Annotated in this window: 16 protein-coding genes; all 16 read left to right on the forward strand. The window is 63.8% G+C overall.

Annotation, left to right across the window (positions count from 1 at the left end; all coding sequences use genetic code 11):
* The first annotated feature begins 8 nt into the window (after positions 1-8).
* The 16 genes from L4X63_RS18030 (at position 9) to L4X63_RS18105 (ending at position 16,750) form a co-directional block, all read left to right on the forward strand.
* The gene (locus tag L4X63_RS18030; protein WP_250680040.1) at positions 9-758 is read left to right on the forward strand and encodes a class I SAM-dependent methyltransferase; all 750 of its coding nucleotides are present in this window, start codon (positions 9-11) and stop codon (positions 756-758) included.
* A 1-nt stretch (position 759) separates the two neighbouring features.
* The gene (locus L4X63_RS18035; protein ID WP_250680041.1) at positions 760-1,830 is read left to right on the forward strand and encodes a polysaccharide deacetylase family protein; all 1,071 of its coding nucleotides are present in this window, start codon (positions 760-762) and stop codon (positions 1,828-1,830) included.
* Entirely contained in the window at positions 1,827-3,215 is a 1,389-nt protein-coding gene (locus L4X63_RS18040; protein WP_250680042.1) for a B12-binding domain-containing radical SAM protein, read from the forward strand. Before L4X63_RS18035 ends, L4X63_RS18040 begins: the two co-directional genes overlap by 4 nt.
* 11 nt (positions 3,216-3,226) lie before the next feature.
* A complete protein-coding gene (locus L4X63_RS18045; RefSeq protein WP_250680043.1) occupies positions 3,227-4,810 on the forward strand; it encodes a hypothetical protein in 1,584 nt (527 codons plus the stop codon).
* 46 nt (positions 4,811-4,856) lie between these two features.
* Positions 4,857-5,519 carry a CatB-related O-acetyltransferase gene (locus L4X63_RS18050; protein WP_250680044.1) on the forward strand — a complete coding sequence of 221 codons (663 nt, stop codon included), beginning with the start codon at positions 4,857-4,859 and terminating at the stop codon, positions 5,517-5,519.
* Between the two features lie 7 nt (positions 5,520-5,526).
* The gene (locus L4X63_RS18055) at positions 5,527-6,723 is read left to right on the forward strand and encodes a DegT/DnrJ/EryC1/StrS family aminotransferase (protein ID WP_250680045.1); all 1,197 of its coding nucleotides are present in this window, start codon (positions 5,527-5,529) and stop codon (positions 6,721-6,723) included.
* Entirely contained in the window at positions 6,724-8,199 is a 1,476-nt protein-coding gene (locus tag L4X63_RS18060; protein ID WP_250680046.1) for a B12-binding domain-containing radical SAM protein, read from the forward strand. It abuts the gene before it with no gap.
* Positions 8,196-9,125 (forward strand): glycosyltransferase family 2 protein, encoded by a 930-nt coding sequence (locus L4X63_RS18065; protein WP_250680047.1) that lies wholly within the window; start codon positions 8,196-8,198, stop codon positions 9,123-9,125. The genes L4X63_RS18060 and L4X63_RS18065 overlap by 4 nt, the downstream gene beginning before the upstream one ends.
* Before the next feature lie 20 nt (positions 9,126-9,145).
* On the forward strand, positions 9,146-10,354 hold the full coding sequence (locus L4X63_RS18070; protein ID WP_250680048.1) for a glycosyltransferase: 1,209 nt from the start codon (positions 9,146-9,148) through the stop codon (positions 10,352-10,354).
* 34 nt (positions 10,355-10,388) lie between these two features.
* The gene (locus L4X63_RS18075; RefSeq protein ID WP_250680049.1) at positions 10,389-11,624 is read left to right on the forward strand and encodes a CgeB family protein; all 1,236 of its coding nucleotides are present in this window, start codon (positions 10,389-10,391) and stop codon (positions 11,622-11,624) included.
* A 69-nt stretch (positions 11,625-11,693) separates the two neighbouring features.
* The gene (locus L4X63_RS18080) at positions 11,694-11,864 is read left to right on the forward strand and encodes a hypothetical protein (protein ID WP_250680050.1); all 171 of its coding nucleotides are present in this window, start codon (positions 11,694-11,696) and stop codon (positions 11,862-11,864) included.
* A gap of 13 nt (positions 11,865-11,877) precedes the next feature.
* Entirely contained in the window at positions 11,878-12,309 is a 432-nt protein-coding gene (locus L4X63_RS18085; RefSeq protein WP_250680051.1) for a cupin domain-containing protein, read from the forward strand.
* A 3-nt stretch (positions 12,310-12,312) separates the two neighbouring features.
* Entirely contained in the window at positions 12,313-13,434 is a 1,122-nt protein-coding gene (locus L4X63_RS18090; protein WP_250680052.1) for a DegT/DnrJ/EryC1/StrS family aminotransferase, read from the forward strand.
* Positions 13,431-14,591 carry a glycosyltransferase family 4 protein gene (locus tag L4X63_RS18095; protein WP_250680053.1) on the forward strand — a complete coding sequence of 387 codons (1,161 nt, stop codon included), beginning with the start codon at positions 13,431-13,433 and terminating at the stop codon, positions 14,589-14,591. Before L4X63_RS18090 ends, L4X63_RS18095 begins: the two co-directional genes overlap by 4 nt.
* A gap of 34 nt (positions 14,592-14,625) precedes the next feature.
* Complete coding sequence (locus L4X63_RS18100; RefSeq protein WP_250680054.1) at positions 14,626-15,378, forward strand: glycosyltransferase family 2 protein; 753 nt, start codon at positions 14,626-14,628, stop codon at positions 15,376-15,378.
* Between the two features lie 22 nt (positions 15,379-15,400).
* Positions 15,401-16,750: a protoporphyrinogen/coproporphyrinogen oxidase gene (locus tag L4X63_RS18105; RefSeq protein WP_250680055.1), complete on the forward strand. Its 1,350-nt coding sequence runs from the start codon at positions 15,401-15,403 to the stop codon at positions 16,748-16,750.
* Positions 16,751-16,792: the final 42 nt, after the last annotated feature.

Consider the following 16,792-nt stretch of genomic DNA (forward strand, 5'->3'; position numbering starts at 1 on the left):
GTCAGCATATGAACAAGAACTACATTTCCTCGATCGATGGCGAAATCTACCTCAGGGAGAGGCGCTACGACCACCCGAAGGAGATCTTCAAGCAGGCCGCTGAGATTCTCGCCCTGGCCTCCCCGGCCGCCTGCCAGCCGTCGCTCTCCCTGGTCGACCTGGGCTCCGCCACGGGGGAGTTCGCCTATTACATCCGCGGCCTCAACCCCGAGATCAAGCTGCAGTGCATCGAGCACAACCCCGAGCTGGTGGAGGACTGCCGCGCCTTGCTGGCCCAGCGGGGGATCGACATCTGCTGTGGGGACATCAACGACCTTCAGGGGGTGGCCGATTCCACCTTCGATTTCGCCACTTCCTTCGGCGTTACCCAGATATTCGAGGACTTCAAGCCCTCGCTCGGCGAGATGATCCGGGTGACCAGGGACGGCGGCCGGTGCGTCAACCTGATGATGCTCAACGAGTTCCCCATCGACGTTCTCATCCGCTACCGGGTGCCCGGGACCGGGGTCGTGCAGGCGAACTGGAACAAATTCGCCATGAGCTCGGTGGCGGAGTTCCTGGAACAGCATCCGGAGGTGGCCTCCTACCGTTTTCTCAAGCACGAGATGCCGTTCGACTTGCCCCCCCGGGAGGATGACCCGATGAGGTCCTGGACGGTGATGACGCCGGAGGGGAAGAGGATACTCTGGAACGGTCTCAACATGGAGATCAGCCTGTACCACGTGATCATCGAGGTCAGCAAAGGGAAAAACTCCTGATATGGAGCGGGGTGCCACAGCGCAAGGGCCTTTCCTGCTCGCGGTCAACTACCACTATATCGGGGCCGCCGACCGCTACCCGTACCCGGGCATCATCGGGGTCACTCCCTCTGAGTTCGAGGCGCAGTTGGACGAGATGGGGCGCCATGTCGAATTCGTGGGCGCCGACGCCATCGAGCGGGCGCTCTCCGGCAACCGGGCGCTCCCTGAAAATGCGGCAGTCGTTACCTTCGACGACGGCCTGAAGGAGCAGTTCGCGCTGGCGCTCCCCATCTTGGAAGCCCGTCGCATACCCTTCATCTTCTTCGTGAACTCGGCCCCGCTGGCGGAGCGCCGCCCCTGCTTCGTGCACAAGGTCCACTACCTCCGCTCGGTGATCTCCTCGGAAGAGTTCCTCGCACGAGCCCGTCTGGTGGCCGAGCGGAAACTGTCGTTCTCCTTCCCGGAGATCGATGCCTCATCCATTGGGCCGAGCTTTTACCCGTACGATGAGCCGCCGGCGAGGGCGCTGAAGTACACGCTGAACTTCCTGTTGAGCCCGGAGCACGCCGCCACCATCGTGGACGAGATGTTCAGCGAGCAGGCGGACGAGGCCGAATTCTGTTCCTGGTTCTACCTGAACGCCGACGAGGCGCGGGAGCTGCACGGGAGGTTTCGCGCCCTCGGGGTGCATGGCCACAGCCACCTCTCGCTCGCCTCGCTCCCCGAGCAGGAGGCCCGTCGGGAAATCGGCCGCTGCGCTGAAATCCTCGGCGAGGTGGCCGGCGCCCCGCTCTCCTGCATAAGCTATCCCTTCGGCTACCGCCAGTCGGTCTCCCCCCGGGTGGCGGAATTGGCCGGAGAGTACTCGATGAAATTCGGCTTCACCATGGAAAGTTGTTTCAACTGGGACGTCTCGCTGCAGCCGCTCCTTTTGGGACGCATCAACAACAACGAAGCTCCCGGGCATCGCCAGGCCGCTTTCCGCTTTTCCGGGGAGGGCCCGGTGATCGATAACCCCTCCAGGATGAGCATGCACCGCACCTGGTTTGCCAAAGAACGAGTTCCCTTCCCGGCGGAGGCCACCCCATGAAAGTGCTGCTGGTCGTATACGACAACTACTCGTACATCCACTGGTTCCCGCAGGGAACCGCCTACATAGCCGCCGCCTTGAGAGGGTGCGGGTGCGAGGTCACTATCTACCACGAGGACCTGCACCACTACCCGAGCTCCGCGCTGACCGACTTCCTGGACCAGAACGAGTTCGACATGGTTGGAGTCGGGGTCATCGCCGGGTACTACCAGTACCGCAAACTGCTGGAGATAGCGGAGGCGATCAATCGCTCGCGCAAGCGCCCCTTCTTCGTGCTGGGGGGGCACGGCCCCTCGCCCGAGCCGGAGTACTTCCTGCGACGCACCCAGGCGGACGCCGCGGTGATCGGGGAAGGGGAGGAAACGGTGGTGGAACTCGTCCGCCAGCTGGCTGCCCGCGCTCCCCTCTCGGAGGTGAAGGGGCTCGCCTATCGGGACGGCGACCAGGTCCGGGTCAACGAGCGCCGGGCTCCCATCGAGGAGATCGACGCGCTCCCCCATCCCGCCTACGATCTCTTTCCCATCGAGTACTACCGGCTGATCAGAAACGCGCACGCCGTCAACGGCGACTTCGTGATGCCTCTCCTCTCCGGCCGCGGCTGCCCCTTCGAATGCATCTTCTGCTACCGGATGGAGAAGGGGATCCGGCTCCGCAGCACCGAGGGGATCCTTGAGGAGATACGGCTTTTAAACCGCGACTACGGCATCAACTACATCAACTTTTCCGACGAACTGCTGATCTCCTCGGCCGCGCGGGCCGCCGAGGTTTCCGAGGCCATCCTGGCCAGCGGCCTCAACATCAAGTGGGCCTGCCAGGGAAGGCTCAACTTCGTCTCCGCCGACCTCCTCGCGCTGATGAAGCGGGCAGGGTGCGTTTTCATCAACTACGGGATCGAAGCTCTCGACGACGAGGTGTTGAAGCGGATGAACAAGTGCCTCAACACCGCCCAGATCGTGAAAGGGATCGAGCTGACCCTGGCATCGGGGATCAGCCCCGGTTTCAACATCATCTTCGGAAACCCCGGCGATAGCGTGGAGACGCTCAACAAGGGAGTCGACTTCCTGCTGAAATATGACGACGGTGCCCAGTTGCGGACCATCCGGCCGGTGACCCCGTATCCCGGTTCCCCGCTCTACTACCAGGCCATAGAACAGGGGCTGCTGCGGGACTGCGAGGATTTCTACGAGCACAAGCACGTCAACTCGGACCTGCTGAGCGTCAATTTCACCGAACTGAGCGACGACGAATTCCACCAGGCCCTGCTGGTGGCCAACCGGAGACTGCTGGATAACTACTACTCCCGGGCCTTGCAGCAGGCGGTCGGGCAGGCCGAGCGGCTCTACCTGCAGGCGGACAGCTCCTTCCGCGGTTTCCGGCAAACCTAGGCCAGGCCGGCATGACCAACCGCGAAATCATCGAGACGGTGCGGGCCTTCGAGATGACCCATCCCGTGGAGAGCTACCGGTTCTTCGACTGGAACGTGTGGCCCCTGATCCGTGAGGAAACGCTGATCGTGGCCATGATGCCGCCGCGGGTCGCCGCCCCTACCGGCTCCTGGGGGGCGGTGGTTCGCGACTTTCTGCACGGCCACCGGCACCTGCGGCCGCTGACCCGGATGCTGGGTTCCCTGAGGGCGAGACAGTCCCGAAGGGAGATGGAGCGGACCTGGGCAAGGGAGTGGGACTCCCTGCTGGCTCTCGATCCTTCCCATAACGACGACCCGGTGGCGCCGGGGCGGGAGGTGGTGCTCTTCACCCTGTCCGGACGCCGCGTGCAGACGCGGGAGGGGCTCTACGAGATCTACGCCGATCCCCTGGTCGAGTACCTGGACCGCAAGGGGGTTTCCTCCCTGCTCTGGGAGCGAGGGGTGCCGCGCCACCCCCGACGGTACCGGTCGGCGTGGGTTTCCCGCCTGCTGGAACGGGAGGCCCTGCTGATCCCGGACCCCCCGCCGCTGAAGGAACCCCCCTGGTTCCAGGAGTTAGCTGCGTTCTCCGCCGCCGTTTCCGGTCGCTACCGGAACTGGCACGAGGTGCAGGCGGACATCATCTACCTGCAGAAGCTCAGCCTCGTCTTCGAGAAATGGCTCCGGGCGACCGGGGCTAAACTACTGGTCTCCGTCTGCTGGTATGGGCTCGACGTGATGGCCGCCACCCTGGCCGCGCGCAGAGTGGGGGTGGTCACCGTCGATCTCCAGCACGGTGTTCAGGGGCGCGATCACCACGGTTACTCGGGATGGGCGAAAGTTCCGCCGGTACCGTACGAAGTGGTTCCCGATCTCTTCTGGTGCTGGGGAGAGGAGCAGAAGAGGACGCTCCTGGCCGAAAATGAGGCTTTTGCCGCCCAATGCGATGTGGCGGTCTGCGGCAACCTCTGGTTGAACAAGTGGCATACCGACGGTGACCTCGGGGGGGAGGAGGGCGGCGAGCTGGCGCGGTCCACCGCGGGATTCGAGAAGACCATCCTGGTCACCCTGCAGACCCCCGGAGAGTTCACCGACTTCATCGTGGAGGCGGTGCGTGAAAGCCCCCCCGGGTGGTTCTGGTTGCTTCGTTTCCATCCGGCAACCCCGGAAGCGGAGCGTGCCCATTTCGAGGAGAAGCTGCAATCCGTCCGCCGGGCAAACTTCGAAACGGAGCAGGCGAGCCGGATGGCCATGTACGCCTTGATGCAGCTGAGCGACGTGCAGGTGACCGGCTATTCCACCTCCGCACAGGAAGCCCTCTTCTTCGGAATCCCGACCGTCACCGTTACGGCCAACGGGGCGAGTGCCTTGAAGGGGTTGGTGGATGCGGGAATCGTACTCCATGTGGAAACCTTGCAGGAACTGTTCGAGGCGCTGAAACGATGCGAAACCATTTCGTCGAAACAGTGTCAGGATTCCGTGCAGAACTACTTCGCCCCTCCGCAGGTGGCCGGGCAAGGGATAGATCAGCTCCTCTCCCGGGCCGGCATCTGTTGCCGAGGGGCCGGCGGGTGACAGCGTGAACTACTTCATGGTCAGAGTGCGCAGGAGAATAGCAGGCTTGCTGCAAGCCTTGGTCAATCCTCCCGATATCTGCGTCAGCGTTTCGCAACCGGAGCTGATCCATCCGGCGGCCCAGTTGAGGAACTCCATACTGGGCGGCCGGATCAAGGTCGGAAAGAACTCCATCATCAAGGAGGCCTACCTTTCCGGAGGCGACATCTCCATCGGCCGCAACACCAGTCTGTGGGGACCCAACATTGACATCTACTGCTGGCTCAATCCGGTCACCGTCGGGAGTTTCTGCTCCATCGCCCGCAATGTCTCGATGCAGGAATACAACCACAGGATCGACCGGTGCAGCAGTTACTTCTTTGCCGGCAACGTCTTTGGTGGCAATCAGAGCGAGGATATGGTATCCCGGGGACCGATCGTGATCGGTAACGACGTCTGGATCGGTTCCCAGGTGGTGGTCGTTTCTGGTGCCGTCATCGGCGACGGTGCGGTGATCGGCGCCAACAGCGTGGTCACCGGAACCATCCCCCCCTACGCCATCGCCGCCGGAAGCCCCGCCAAGGTGATCAAGTACCGCTTCGACCAGGAGATCGTTGACCGGTTGCTGGCCTTGAAGTGGTGGGAGTGGGACGACGACCGTATCTCCCGGAACAGGGAGTTCTTTCTCAACCCCATGAGCCATGAGTTGCTCGACCAGGTCAAGGACTGATACAGCTATGACGGATAACAACAAGGTGAGAGCCGGTTTCCTCGTGTACGGGGCTCCGGCCATCGAGGCGCCCGAGATCGAGGAAGTGGTGGCCTGCATGGAGAGTGGTTGGCTCGGGACCGGTCCCCGGGTGGCGCAGTTCGAGCGCGACTTCGCCGCCTACCAGGGGGTGAGCCACGTCGCGGCCCTTAACTCCTGCACGGCCGCGCTCCACTTGAGCATGGTGGCTGCCGGTATCAGGCCGGGCGACGAGGTGATCACCACCCCGCTTACCTTCTGCGCCACCGTCAACGCCATCATTCACGCCGGGGGGACCCCGGTCTTGGCCGATATCGACCCGGTTACCATGAACATCGATCCCGCCGAGATAGAGCGGAAGATCACCGCAAAGACCAAGGCGGTGATCCCGGTCCACTTCGCCGGGCGCCCCTGCCGGATGGACGCCATCATGACCATCGCCAAGCGGCATGGCCTGAAGGTCATCGAAGACTGCGCCCACGCCATCGAAACCGAGTATCGCGGCAAAAAGGCCGGCACCTTCGGCGATTTCGGCTGTTTTTCCTTCTACGTGACGAAGAACGTGATAACCGGGGAAGGGGGGATGGTGGTGGCCAAACGGGAGGAGGATATCGGCCGCATCAAGATCCTCGGCCTGCACGGCATGAGCAAGGACGCCTGGAAGCGCTTCGGCGACGAGGGGTTCAAGCACTACTACCTCGTCGAGTGCGGCTACAAGTACAACATGATGGACCTGCAGGCCGCCATCGGCATCCACCAACTGGCCCGGGTGGAGACCAACTGGGCCAAAAGGGAGCTGATCTGGGGGCGCTACGACGAAGCCTTCGGGCCTTTGCCGGTCGCAATTCCCGCGCCCGTGGAGCAGGAAACCAGGCACGCCCGCCATCTCTACACCATCCTGATCGACGAGGAGAAGACCGGGATCTCCCGCGACCGCTTCCTCGATCTGATGACCGCCCGCAATATCGGGGTCGGGGTCCACTACCTGAGCCTCCCCGAACACCCGTACTACCAGGATACCTTCGGCTGGAGGCCGGAGGATTACCCGCACGCCATGCGGGTCGGGCGGCAAACCGTGAGCCTTCCCCTCTCTCCCAAGCTCACCGACCAGGACGTGGAGGACGTGATCTCCTCGGTGAAGGCGGTGCTGGCGGGGGGGAGCGCGACGGAAGGGGGAAGAGCCTAGATGACGGCAACCCTCAAATACCGCCGCGTGCTGTTCGTTTACCCCAACTACCCGGGGAACCATTACGGCGGCGAAAACCAGTTCCCTCCCATGGGCATCGGCTACCTCTGCGAGGTGCTTGAAGGGATCGGTGTGGAGACGGCCCTGGTCGACATGGGGAAGCTCTGGCCGCTCGAGTACCTTTTCGAACGGATCGCCGAGTTCCGGCCGGACCTTGTAGCCATCTCGCTGATGACCTTCCGGTACCGCCATCACTACGAGTTGATCGAGGCGGTCAAGAAGAGGTTCCCGGCCATCCCCGTCATCGGCGGCGGCCCCCATCTGACCGCCTGGAAAACGAAGGTGCTGGAGCAGTGCCCCTCCCTTGATTTCGGCGTCTCGTTGGAAGGGGAGTACCCGATGAAGGAGCTCTGCCAGGGGGCCGAAGTCGGGAGCATCAAGGGGCTCATCCACCGCCGGGGCTCGGATATCGTCTTCAACGGCGAACGGGAGCTGGTGGCTGACCTGGACCAGATCCCCTTCCCGAGGTACCGCTCGTTTGACCTTAGCCGCTACCATTCGGGAGTCTTTCTCTGTTCCTCCCGCGGTTGCCCCTACCACTGCATCTTCTGCCAGTCCAAGAGCATGCTCGGCAGAAAGTTCCGGGCCAGAAGCGCGGGGAACATCTTCGAGGAGATCGCCTACTGGTACCAGCTCGGATACCGGCACTTCAATTTCGTGGACGACAACTTCACCCTGCAAAAGGGGAGGATCCTCGAGCTCTGCTCGTTGCTGGAGAAAGCCGGCTTCGACGACCTCGATTTCTACGTTTCCGGCGTCCGGGCGGACCGGGTGGACCACGAGCTGCTGGTTGCCATGAAACGGGCCGGTTTCACCCACCTCTCCTTCGGGGTCGAGTCGGCCTCCGACGAGATCCTCAAGGTACTGAAGAAGCACGAGACCGTCGAGGAAATCGAGGCGGCGGTGAAGACCGCCAACGAGCTTGGTTTTTACGTGGTGCTCTACTTCATCGTCGGCAGTCCCCACGAAACGCTCGACGACGTCAGGAAGTCGATCGCCTTCGCGGAAAAGTACGCCAGCGGCGGCTGCAATTTCGGGAGCCTCATGCCCATCCCCGATACCACCTTGATGGAGTGGGTGACCGAGCACGGCACCCTCCTGATGGAGCCGGAGCATTACCTGAACGACCTCGCGGAGTACGAGCGGGTTCCCTATTTCGACGGGCCGGGGATGACGCTCGAGGAAAAGAAGACCGCCCTCCGCATTACCCAGGAGACGAAGGAGCGGTTAGAGAAAAGGTACCGGCGCCGGTACCGGCTGGATACCTTCCGAAACGACCTGCGCGGCAAGGGGGTTGCCAAGGCGGTTATCGTCCAGGGAGTGATCGCCGCCCTGGAGATCCCGCTGGTCGCGCGGCTCTATAACGGCAGGGTGAAACGGTTGGGACAGGCCGTGAAGAAGAGACTGAAACTATGACGACCATGCTGGTCAGCGTCATCGTCCCCACCTATAACCGGGCGCACTTAATCGGCAGAGCGCTGCAAAGCATCATGGCCCAGAGTCACCGCGAGCTCGAGGTGATCGTGGTGGACGACGGCTCCACCGACGATACCGAAAAGGTGGTGGCCACCTTAAGCGCGCAATGGGGACGGCCGGTGAGGTACGTCGCAAAGAGTAACGGCGGCTGCGCATCGGCCCGCAACCTCGGGATTTCGCTCGCCACCGGGGATGCCGTCGCTTTCCTCGACTCCGACGACGAGTGGTTGCCGACCGCCATCGAGGAGATGGTCGCCACCCTGCAAGGAAGCGGCGCCGATTTCGTCTACAGCCCGGCCTACACCCGTATCGGCGGAAGGGACACCCTGGTCTATCCGACCGCCGCCGGCGACCCCGACCGCTTCGCGGAACGACACTTCTTTACCACCAGGGTGTACGTCTGCTGCCTGTTGTACCGCCGCCGCGTCTTCGAGCGTTTCCGCTATCAGGAGTCGCTGCGCTACAACGAGGATTCCGACCTGCTGCAGAGGATTGCCATCGTCTTCCGGGCCGCCTACCTCGACAAGCCGACCGCGGTCGTCCACTACCACAGCGCCAACAAGTCGTCCAACCGGGTGGAAATCAACCGCGCGCTCCTTAAAAGCGCCGAAAGCATCCTGGCCGAGTTCCCCGACTTCAGGACCAGACTCGCCGGGGAAGGGGACCGCAGGATCGGCGAGATCGTGGCGCAGCTAGCCGGCGAACTGGTTCTCCAGAAGAGGTTTCCCGAGGTGGTTGCCCTGGGGGCGGAGTACCGGCTCAGGCTGCTCGACCGGCTCTCTGCGCTCCTCAAGACGCCGCTATTCGAAATCGCGGCGAGGAAGGGACGGCGTCTGGCGGAGATGGTGGCGGGAGGAGGGGAGTGACCGGCCGTACTCATCGAGCATTGCGAGCAGCATCCGCCGGATCGGATACCGGTCCGGTCCGGGTCGGTGAACTGCTGCACTGCTACCTGGCGCCCACCGAAAACTGGTGCTATCGGCTGCTCGACGCGCTGAGCGGGGTGCAGTTGACGGTGGTGACCGCAAACCTCTCCGGGGAGGAACGCTTCCCCCTTCGCGACGCTCGCTTCGTGGTGGGCCCCCTGGCACGGCGTTTCGCGCTGGGAACCACGGCGGCCGAAGGGCTTTTGGTGACGGTCCGCCGGGCGCTTCTACTGGCCTGGCGCCCCTGGGTAATCTGGCGCTGCCGAAAGCTCCAGCTTTTGCACGCCCATTTCTCCTTTATGGCCTGGGACTATCTCTGGCTTGCCCGGGCCCTTTCCCTACCGCTGGTGGTCTCCTTTTACGGCTTCGACTACGAGTGGCTTCCGGGGAGCGATCCGAAGTGGGTGCGCCGGTACGGGACTCTTTTCCGGGAGGCCAGCATGTTCCTGACCGAGGGAGAATTCGGACGCAGCCGGCTGATCGAGATGGGGTGCCCCCCTTCCAAAGTCAGGGTGCTCCATCTCGGGGTCGACCCCGGCAGCATCCCGCTCTTTAAACGAGAGAAACGCCCCGGGCGTCTGCGCCTTCTGCAGATGGCGAGCTTCACGGAGAAGAAGGGGTACGACGTCACCGTGGAGGCCTTCGCCCGGGCCCTCGCGCGCTGCCCCGAGATGACCCTGACGCTGGTGGGAAGGGATCAGGACGGCCTGCGGGGGCGGATCCAGGCCCGGATAGCTGAGCTGGGGGTCGGAGGGCGGGTGGAGATGGTCGACGGGGTGCCTTTCGAGGAGCTGCACCGGTTCTTCGCGGACTTCGACGTATTCATCCACCCCAGCCGCTACAGCGCCTCCCGGGACTGCGAGGGGGGCGCTCCGGTGGTGCTCCTGGACGCCCAGGCGACCGGACTGCCGGTGATCTCGACCACCCACTGCGATATCCCGGATGAGGTCGTCCACGGCGAGAGCGGCTTGCTCGCGCCGGAAGGAGACGTCGCCGCCCTGGCCGCCTTCGTCGAGCGCTTCTACCTGATGGACGACGCCGAGTACCAGCGCTTCAGCCGGGCCGCGCGCCGGCACGTGGAGAAGGAGTACGACCTTTCCTGCAGCGCCGCGCAGCTGCGGGAGATCTATCGGGAAGTCGCCAGATCCAGCGAAGGAGCAGATCATTGACGGTTGTAACCCAGGGGAAAGGGCGGAAAGAAGCATGAGGCTGGTCCGGATAACAACGCTCTATCCCTCCTACCTCGCCCGGTTCTACGCGCAACGGCCGGGACTCGCCGGTGCGAGCTTCGCCGAGCAGAAGGTGGCCTTCGATTTCGACGCCTCTGGGAGTGCTGATTTCTGGAGTCATGCGCTCGCCCCCCTCGGATACCAGGGGACGGAGCTGATCCTGAACGCCGAACCGATGCAGCGGGCCTGGGCGAGGGAGAACGGCTTCGCAGACCCTGCCGGCGTCCCGCTCGACCAGATCGCCATCGAACAGGTGCGCAGGTTCCGGCCGGAGGTGCTCTGGTTCGACGACAGCGATGAGCGGGTTCTGGCTGCCATCAGGTCGGCCGTCCCCTCCATCCGTCTCGCCTTGGGCTGGACGGGGAGTGCGGTGCCCCGCTCGACGCACTGGCGGCACCTCGACCTGGTCCTCTCCTGCGCCCCCGAGTCGGTAGAATACCTGCGCGCACAGGGGGTGCCGGCCGAGCATCTGCACCACAGTTTCGATCCGCGCATCAACGAGCGGCTGGCGGCCCGGGAGAAGCTGTATCCGCTCAGCTTCATTGGACAGCTAATCCGGACCAGCCAGTTTCACCTGCAGCGCGAGGAGCTGCTGCTCGCGCTGGCCAAGGTCACCGAGATCGCCATCTTCTCCTCCAGCGCGCGGCTGGGACGGTTCAACAACTTTAAGGCCTGGCTCTCGGTCTGGATCCACCACTCCTTCAATATCCTGAAAAGGGTGGGCATCGACCGGGATTGGCTCGCCAGGCTGCCGCAGGTCGGCTGGATCGCCGAAGAGGAGGAGACGCCCCCTTCTTTCATCGTTCATCCTGCCCTCCGGCCGTTTCTCAAGCCGGACGTCTACGGCCTCGAGATGTTCCAGGTGCTAAGGGATTCCAAGATCGCCCTCAACATCCACGCCGATTCCTCGCCGCGCTACGCCTCGAACATGCGGCTTTTCGAGATCACCGGGGTGGGAGGGTGCATGGTGGCGGACTGGAAGGAGAACTTCGCCGAGCTGTTCGTGCCGGACCAGGAAGTGGTACTGTACCGGTCGCCGCAGGAGTGCCTCGAAAAGGTCCGTTGGCTGTGCGAGAATCCTGCCGAGCGGGAGCGGATTGCCGCGGCCGGCCAGCAGCGGACTCTTTCCTGTCATACCTTCGCCCACCGGGCGGTGGAGCTCGACGGCATCATCAGAAGATTCATCGCTGGCAAACGGGGAAGCCGGTGATGGTAAGCGAAAGCCTGCAGAAGTCCTGCGACGAGCAGTAAGTACCACGACAGCGACCGGCCTTGGCGCATGGTGTGCGCCAAGCAGAAGGTCCGCAACATCCAGGAGTCTGCCGCGGGGCGCGAACGCCTGCGGAAGGGAATCACCGTCCGGGACCTGCTGCTGATCGCCGCGCTGACTGCGCTTCGTTTTCCGCTGAAGGCTGTCCTGAAGCCTTTCTTCAAGCACATTATCGTCTGACAGGGGAGAGCCCATGATCGAGCAGGTCCAGGCCGGGGGGGAACTTCTGGCCATCATTCTCAGGGAAGGTTTCAACACCCCAGGCATCCACTTTCTGACTCCGGGGGAATTCTCCCAGCAGCTTGCCTACATGCGGCATCCGGCCGGCAAGCTGATCGAGCCGCACGTTCATAATCCGGTCCATCGCGAGGTCTCCCTCACCCAGGAAGTGCTGCTGGTCAGGCGAGGAAAGGTACGGGTCGACTTCTACGACAACGGGCAAAACTATGTGGAAAGCAGGATCCTGTCGGCAGGGGACACCATCCTCCTTGCCTCCGGCGGCCACGGATTCGAGGCCCTCGAGGAGCTGGAGATGATCGAGGTCAAGCAGGGCCCCTTCGCCGGCGACGGCGACAAGACCAGGTTCCGCGGGATCACCGCCGACCAGGCGATCCTCGGGGAGTGATCGATGGGTGACTTCATTGCGGTGAACGAGCCGCTTTTGGACGGCAACGAGAAACGCTACCTCATGGAGTGCATCGAGACCGGCTGGATCTCCTCCGAGGGGCCGTTCGTGAAGGAGTTCGAGGAGCGCTTCGCCCGCCGGGTCGGGCGGGAGTGCGGGATCGCGGTCGCCAACGGCTCCGGGGCCCTCGACATCGCCGTCAAGGCCCTGCGGCTTGGGCCGGGGGACGAGGTGATCCTCCCCACCTTCACCATCATCTCCTGCGCGGCCTCCATCGTCCGCTCGGGCGCCACCCCGGTGGTGGTCGACGCCGACCCGGTCACCTGGAACATGGACGTAGGCCAGGTCGAGGCCCGCATCACGCCGGCCACCAAGGCCATCATGGTGGTCCACATCTACGGCCTGCCGGTCGATATGGATCCGCTCCTGGAGCTTGCCCGCCGGCACGGCCTGAAGGTCATCGAGGACGCCGCCGAGATGCACGGCCAGACCTACCGGGGGAGGCCGTGCGGAAGCTTCGGCGACATCAGCACCTTCAGCTTCTATCCCAACAAGCACGTAACCACCGGCGAGGGAGGGATGCTCGTCTGCGACGACCCCGGTCTCGCGGAGCGCTGCCGTTCGCTGCGCAACCTCTGCTTCCAGCCCTCCCGCCGCTTCGTCCACGAGGAGCTTGGGTGGAACTACCGGATGACCAACCTGCAGGCCGCCCTGGGACTTGCCCAGTTGGAGCGGCTGGACGAGTTCGTGGAGAAGAAACGGGCCATGGGACGGCGCTACCGTGAGCTTCTGGCGGGGATTCCCGGCCTCCAGATGCCGGCCGGCGACTGCGACTTTGCCGACAACATCTTCTGGGTCTTCGGGGTGGTGCTCGACGATGAACTTCCTTTCGACGCCCAGGAGGCGATGAGGAGGCTTTCGGCCTTGGGGATCGGGACCCGTCCGTTTTTCTGGCCCATGCACGAGCAGCCGGTCTTCACCGGTGGCGGCCTCTTCGCGGGGGAACGCCACCCGGTCGCCGAAAGGCTGGCCCGGCGCGGATTCTATCTTCCGAGCGGGCTTGCGCTGACCGGCGACCAGCAGGCCCGGGTGGCTGCCGCGGTCCGGGAGGCGGTCTGCCGATGAAGAGAGTGGGGATCTTTCTCGGCATCGAGCCGACCTGGGGGGGGGCCTTCCAGTACAACCAGACCGTCCTCGACGCCCTGGCGCAGCTTCCCGCCGACCGCTACCAGGTGATCGCCGGGGTCTCCCATCCCTCCTGGGAGCCGTATCTCAAGCGGTACCCGTTTAAGACGGCGCCCATCCCGCTCGGCTACTGGGGGCGGATCTTCGGCCAGCTTCTGCACTACAGCTTTCTCGGTACCCCGCTATGGCGGCGTCTGGCCCCGCTGTGGAACCCGACCGTGCGCGCTTTTTTAAGGCAGCGGTGCGATCTCTGGATCTTCCCGTCCCAGGACCCCTGGGCCTACCTGGTGCCGGTTCCCGCTCTGGCCACCATCCACGACCTGATGCACCGCTACGAGCGGCGCTTCCCGGAGATCGGGAGGGCCAAGGAGTTCTCCTGGCGGGAGTGGCACTACGGTAATACCTGCCGGTGGTGCCGCGGCGTGCTGGTTGATTCCGAGATCGGCAAGGCGCAGGTGATTGACTCCTACGGCATGGATCCGGCCAAGGTGCATGTGCTTCCCTTCATTGCGCCCGCCTACCTGGAGGGGGGAGTCGAGCCGGAGTGCGAACTCCCGGAGAAGTTTCTCTTTTATCCCGCCCAGTTCTGGCCGCACAAGAACCACGAGGGGCTGATCCGGGCCATCGCCCTGTTGAAGGGGCGTTTTCCGGACATCAAGCTGGTGCTGGCCGGCGCCAAGAAGCGGCTCTATCCATCGCTGGTGCAACTGGTACGCGAGCTGGAACTGACCGGCCAGGTCATTTTCCTGGGGTACGTACCGGACGATCAGATGGCGGGAATCTACCGCCGTGCCCGTGCCCTGGTCATGGCCTCCTTTTGCGGCCCGACCAACATCCCCCCTCTGGAAGCGATGAAGATGGGGTGCGCGGCCGCGGTTTCCGGCGTGTACGGGATGCCCGAGCAGACCAAGGGGGCGGCCCTGCTGTTCGATCCCTCTTCGGTAGAGAGCATGGCCGCCGTTTTGGGGAGGCTTTGGCAGGACGACGGACTCTGCCGGGAGCTGGGTGCCCGCGGCATCGAGGTGAGCCGCGAGTGGACCGCCACAGAGTTCAACGCGAGAGTGGCCGCCATCGTGGCCGAAGTTGTCGGAGGCTAGCATAGGGGCCGACCTTACCGATTTTCGAGGAAGTATGCCGTCCATCTCGCTGATCACCATTTGCCGTAACTCCTCGGCCACCATCCGCCGGACCATCGAGAGCGTCCTGGCCCAGGAGTGGAAGGGGACGCTCGAGTACATCGTGGTCGACGGTGGCTCGACCGACGACACCATGGAGATCGTCCGCTCTTACGGCGACCGGATCTCGAAGTGGGTGAGCGAACCCGACCGCGGCATTTCCGACGCCTTCAACAAAGGGATCGCGCTGGCTACCGGCGACCTGGTCGGCTTCATCAACTCGGACGACATGCTCCTCCCCGGAGCGCTCGCCAGGGTCAGCGGCTACTTCGAGGAGCACCCCGAGACCGAGGTACTGCACGCCGACCTTCTCCTCTACGACGGTGAGTTTCTTCTGAAGAGGCTCGCCCCACCGCGCTACTGGTGGCTCCCGTGGCGGATGATCCTTTTCAACCACCCGACCTGCTACGTACGGCGCGAGCTCTTCGACCGCTTCGGGCTTTTCGACCTGAGCTACCGCTTTTCCCACATGGACTTCGAGCTGTTCCTTAGGTGGCAAAAGGGTGGGGCGGAGATCCGCTACCTTCCCGAGGTGCTGGTCCGGATGCAGGCGGGGGGCGCCAGCGGGCAGCACATCTACCAGGGCTTCAGCGAGAATGTCCGGGCGCTGAAGGCCCACGGCTACAACATGCCGCTCGCCTGGCTCCAGTTCTTCGCGAAGCATCTTGCCCAGCGGATACTGGACCTGCGGGGGCGGCTCGGCATCTGATGAAGAGGCACAGGTAATTCCGATGAAGATCGTCATCCTCGGCGCCGGCCCCTGCGGGCTGGGCGCCGCCTACCATCTCGACAAAATCGGCCACCGCGACTGGGTGCTCTTCGAAAAGGAGCCCCACGTAGGCGGGCTTTCGGCCTCCTTCGTGGACGGCGCCGGGTTCACCTGGGACGTCGGCGGGCATGTCCTTTTCTCCCATTATCCCTACTTCGACGAGGCAGTCGCCGAGGCTCTGGGGGATGCTTACCATGAGCACCAGCGGGAAAGCTGGGTCCGCATCCTCGGCACCTGGGTTCCCTATCCCTTCCAAAACAACGTCCGCTACCTCCCGGATGAGGCTTTGAAGGAGTGTGTGGAGGGGCTTCGTTCGCTCTCCGGCTCTCCCAACCTGGCCGCCAACTTCCGCGAGTGGATGGATGCGGTCTTCGGTGCCGGCATCGTGAAGCACTTCATGGAGCCGTACAACAAGAAGGTGTGGGGGACGCCGCTCGAGCAGATGAGCAAGGGGTGGATCGCCGAGCGGGTGAGTGTGGTGGACCTCGCGCGGATCGAGCGGAACATCTCCCAGGGGATCGACGACCTGAGCTGGGGTCCCAATAACACCTTCAAGTTCCCGAAAAGAGGGGGGACCGGGGCCATCTTCCGCGGCATCGCGAAGCGCTTCGCCGACCGCGTCCACCTCGGGAGGGAAATGGTTGCCCTCGATAGCGCCGCCCGCGAGATCACTTTCGCCGATGGGCGCGTCGAGCGCTACGACATCCTCATCAACACCTCCCCGCTCGACCTTCTCGTGGCCGCCTTGAGCGATGCACCGGAGCGCCTGCGCGAAGATGCGGGCGGGCTCGTCCACAACGGCGGGCTCATCGTGGGGGTGGGGATCGAAGGGCGCCGCAACGATTCGAAATGCTGGATGTACTTCCCTGAGAGCAACTCCCCCTTTTACCGGGTCACCAACTTCCACAACTACGCCGCCGCCAACGTCCCCGACGGGGATACCTCCCGTTATTTCTCGCTCATGTGCGAGACCACCTACTCGCCGACCAAGCCGGAGGAGAAGGGGGGGATCGTAGAGGCGACCGTGGCCGGGCTGAAGAACTCCGGGATTTTGTCGGAAGGGGAGGCGGAGCGGGCGGTGAGCCGCTACCTGATCGACATCCCGTATTCGTATCCGGTCCCCACCCTGGGGCGGGACCGGGCGCTGGAGGCGATCCAACCCTGGCTCGAGGAGCGAGGCATCTACTCTCGCGGCCGGTTCGGGGCCTGGAAGTACGAGGTGGGGAACATGGACCATTGCTTCATGCAGGGAGTGGAGGCGGTGGATCGGATACTCTCCGGCTCCGCGGAACAGACCATCAAGGGGGGCTGATGCCGGAGCACGAGGGGCGGCTTGCTGGGCAAGACTTTTGGG

The sequence above is a fragment of the Geomonas sp. Red32 genome, assembly GCF_023652955.1.
Classification (GTDB): Bacteria; Desulfobacterota; Desulfuromonadia; order Geobacterales; family Geobacteraceae; genus Geomonas.

Bases quoted from the DNA above. Each gene is read 5' to 3' on its own strand.
- L4X63_RS18045 (WP_250680043.1), top strand. From the start codon at position 3,227: ATGACCAACCGCGAAATCATCGAGACGGTGCGGGCCTTCGAGATGACC.
- L4X63_RS18090 (WP_250680052.1), top strand. From the start codon at position 12,313: ATGGGTGACTTCATTGCGGTGAACGAGCCGCTTTTGGACGGCAACGAG.
- L4X63_RS18105 (WP_250680055.1), top strand. From the start codon at position 15,401: ATGAAGATCGTCATCCTCGGCGCCGGCCCCTGCGGGCTGGGCGCCGCC.
- L4X63_RS18040 (WP_250680042.1), top strand. From the start codon at position 1,827: ATGAAAGTGCTGCTGGTCGTATACGACAACTACTCGTACATCCACTGG.
- L4X63_RS18095 (WP_250680053.1), top strand. From the start codon at position 13,431: ATGAAGAGAGTGGGGATCTTTCTCGGCATCGAGCCGACCTGGGGGGGG.
- L4X63_RS18100 (WP_250680054.1), top strand. From the start codon at position 14,626: ATGCCGTCCATCTCGCTGATCACCATTTGCCGTAACTCCTCGGCCACC.
- L4X63_RS18065 (WP_250680047.1), top strand. From the start codon at position 8,196: ATGACGACCATGCTGGTCAGCGTCATCGTCCCCACCTATAACCGGGCG.
- L4X63_RS18085 (WP_250680051.1), top strand. From the start codon at position 11,878: ATGATCGAGCAGGTCCAGGCCGGGGGGGAACTTCTGGCCATCATTCTC.
- L4X63_RS18055 (WP_250680045.1), top strand. From the start codon at position 5,527: ATGACGGATAACAACAAGGTGAGAGCCGGTTTCCTCGTGTACGGGGCT.
- L4X63_RS18035 (WP_250680041.1), top strand. From the start codon at position 760: ATGGAGCGGGGTGCCACAGCGCAAGGGCCTTTCCTGCTCGCGGTCAAC.
- L4X63_RS18075 (WP_250680049.1), top strand. From the start codon at position 10,389: ATGAGGCTGGTCCGGATAACAACGCTCTATCCCTCCTACCTCGCCCGG.
- L4X63_RS18080 (WP_250680050.1), top strand. From the start codon at position 11,694: ATGGTGTGCGCCAAGCAGAAGGTCCGCAACATCCAGGAGTCTGCCGCG.
- L4X63_RS18030 (WP_250680040.1), top strand. From the start codon at position 9: ATGAACAAGAACTACATTTCCTCGATCGATGGCGAAATCTACCTCAGG.
- L4X63_RS18060 (WP_250680046.1), top strand. From the start codon at position 6,724: ATGACGGCAACCCTCAAATACCGCCGCGTGCTGTTCGTTTACCCCAAC.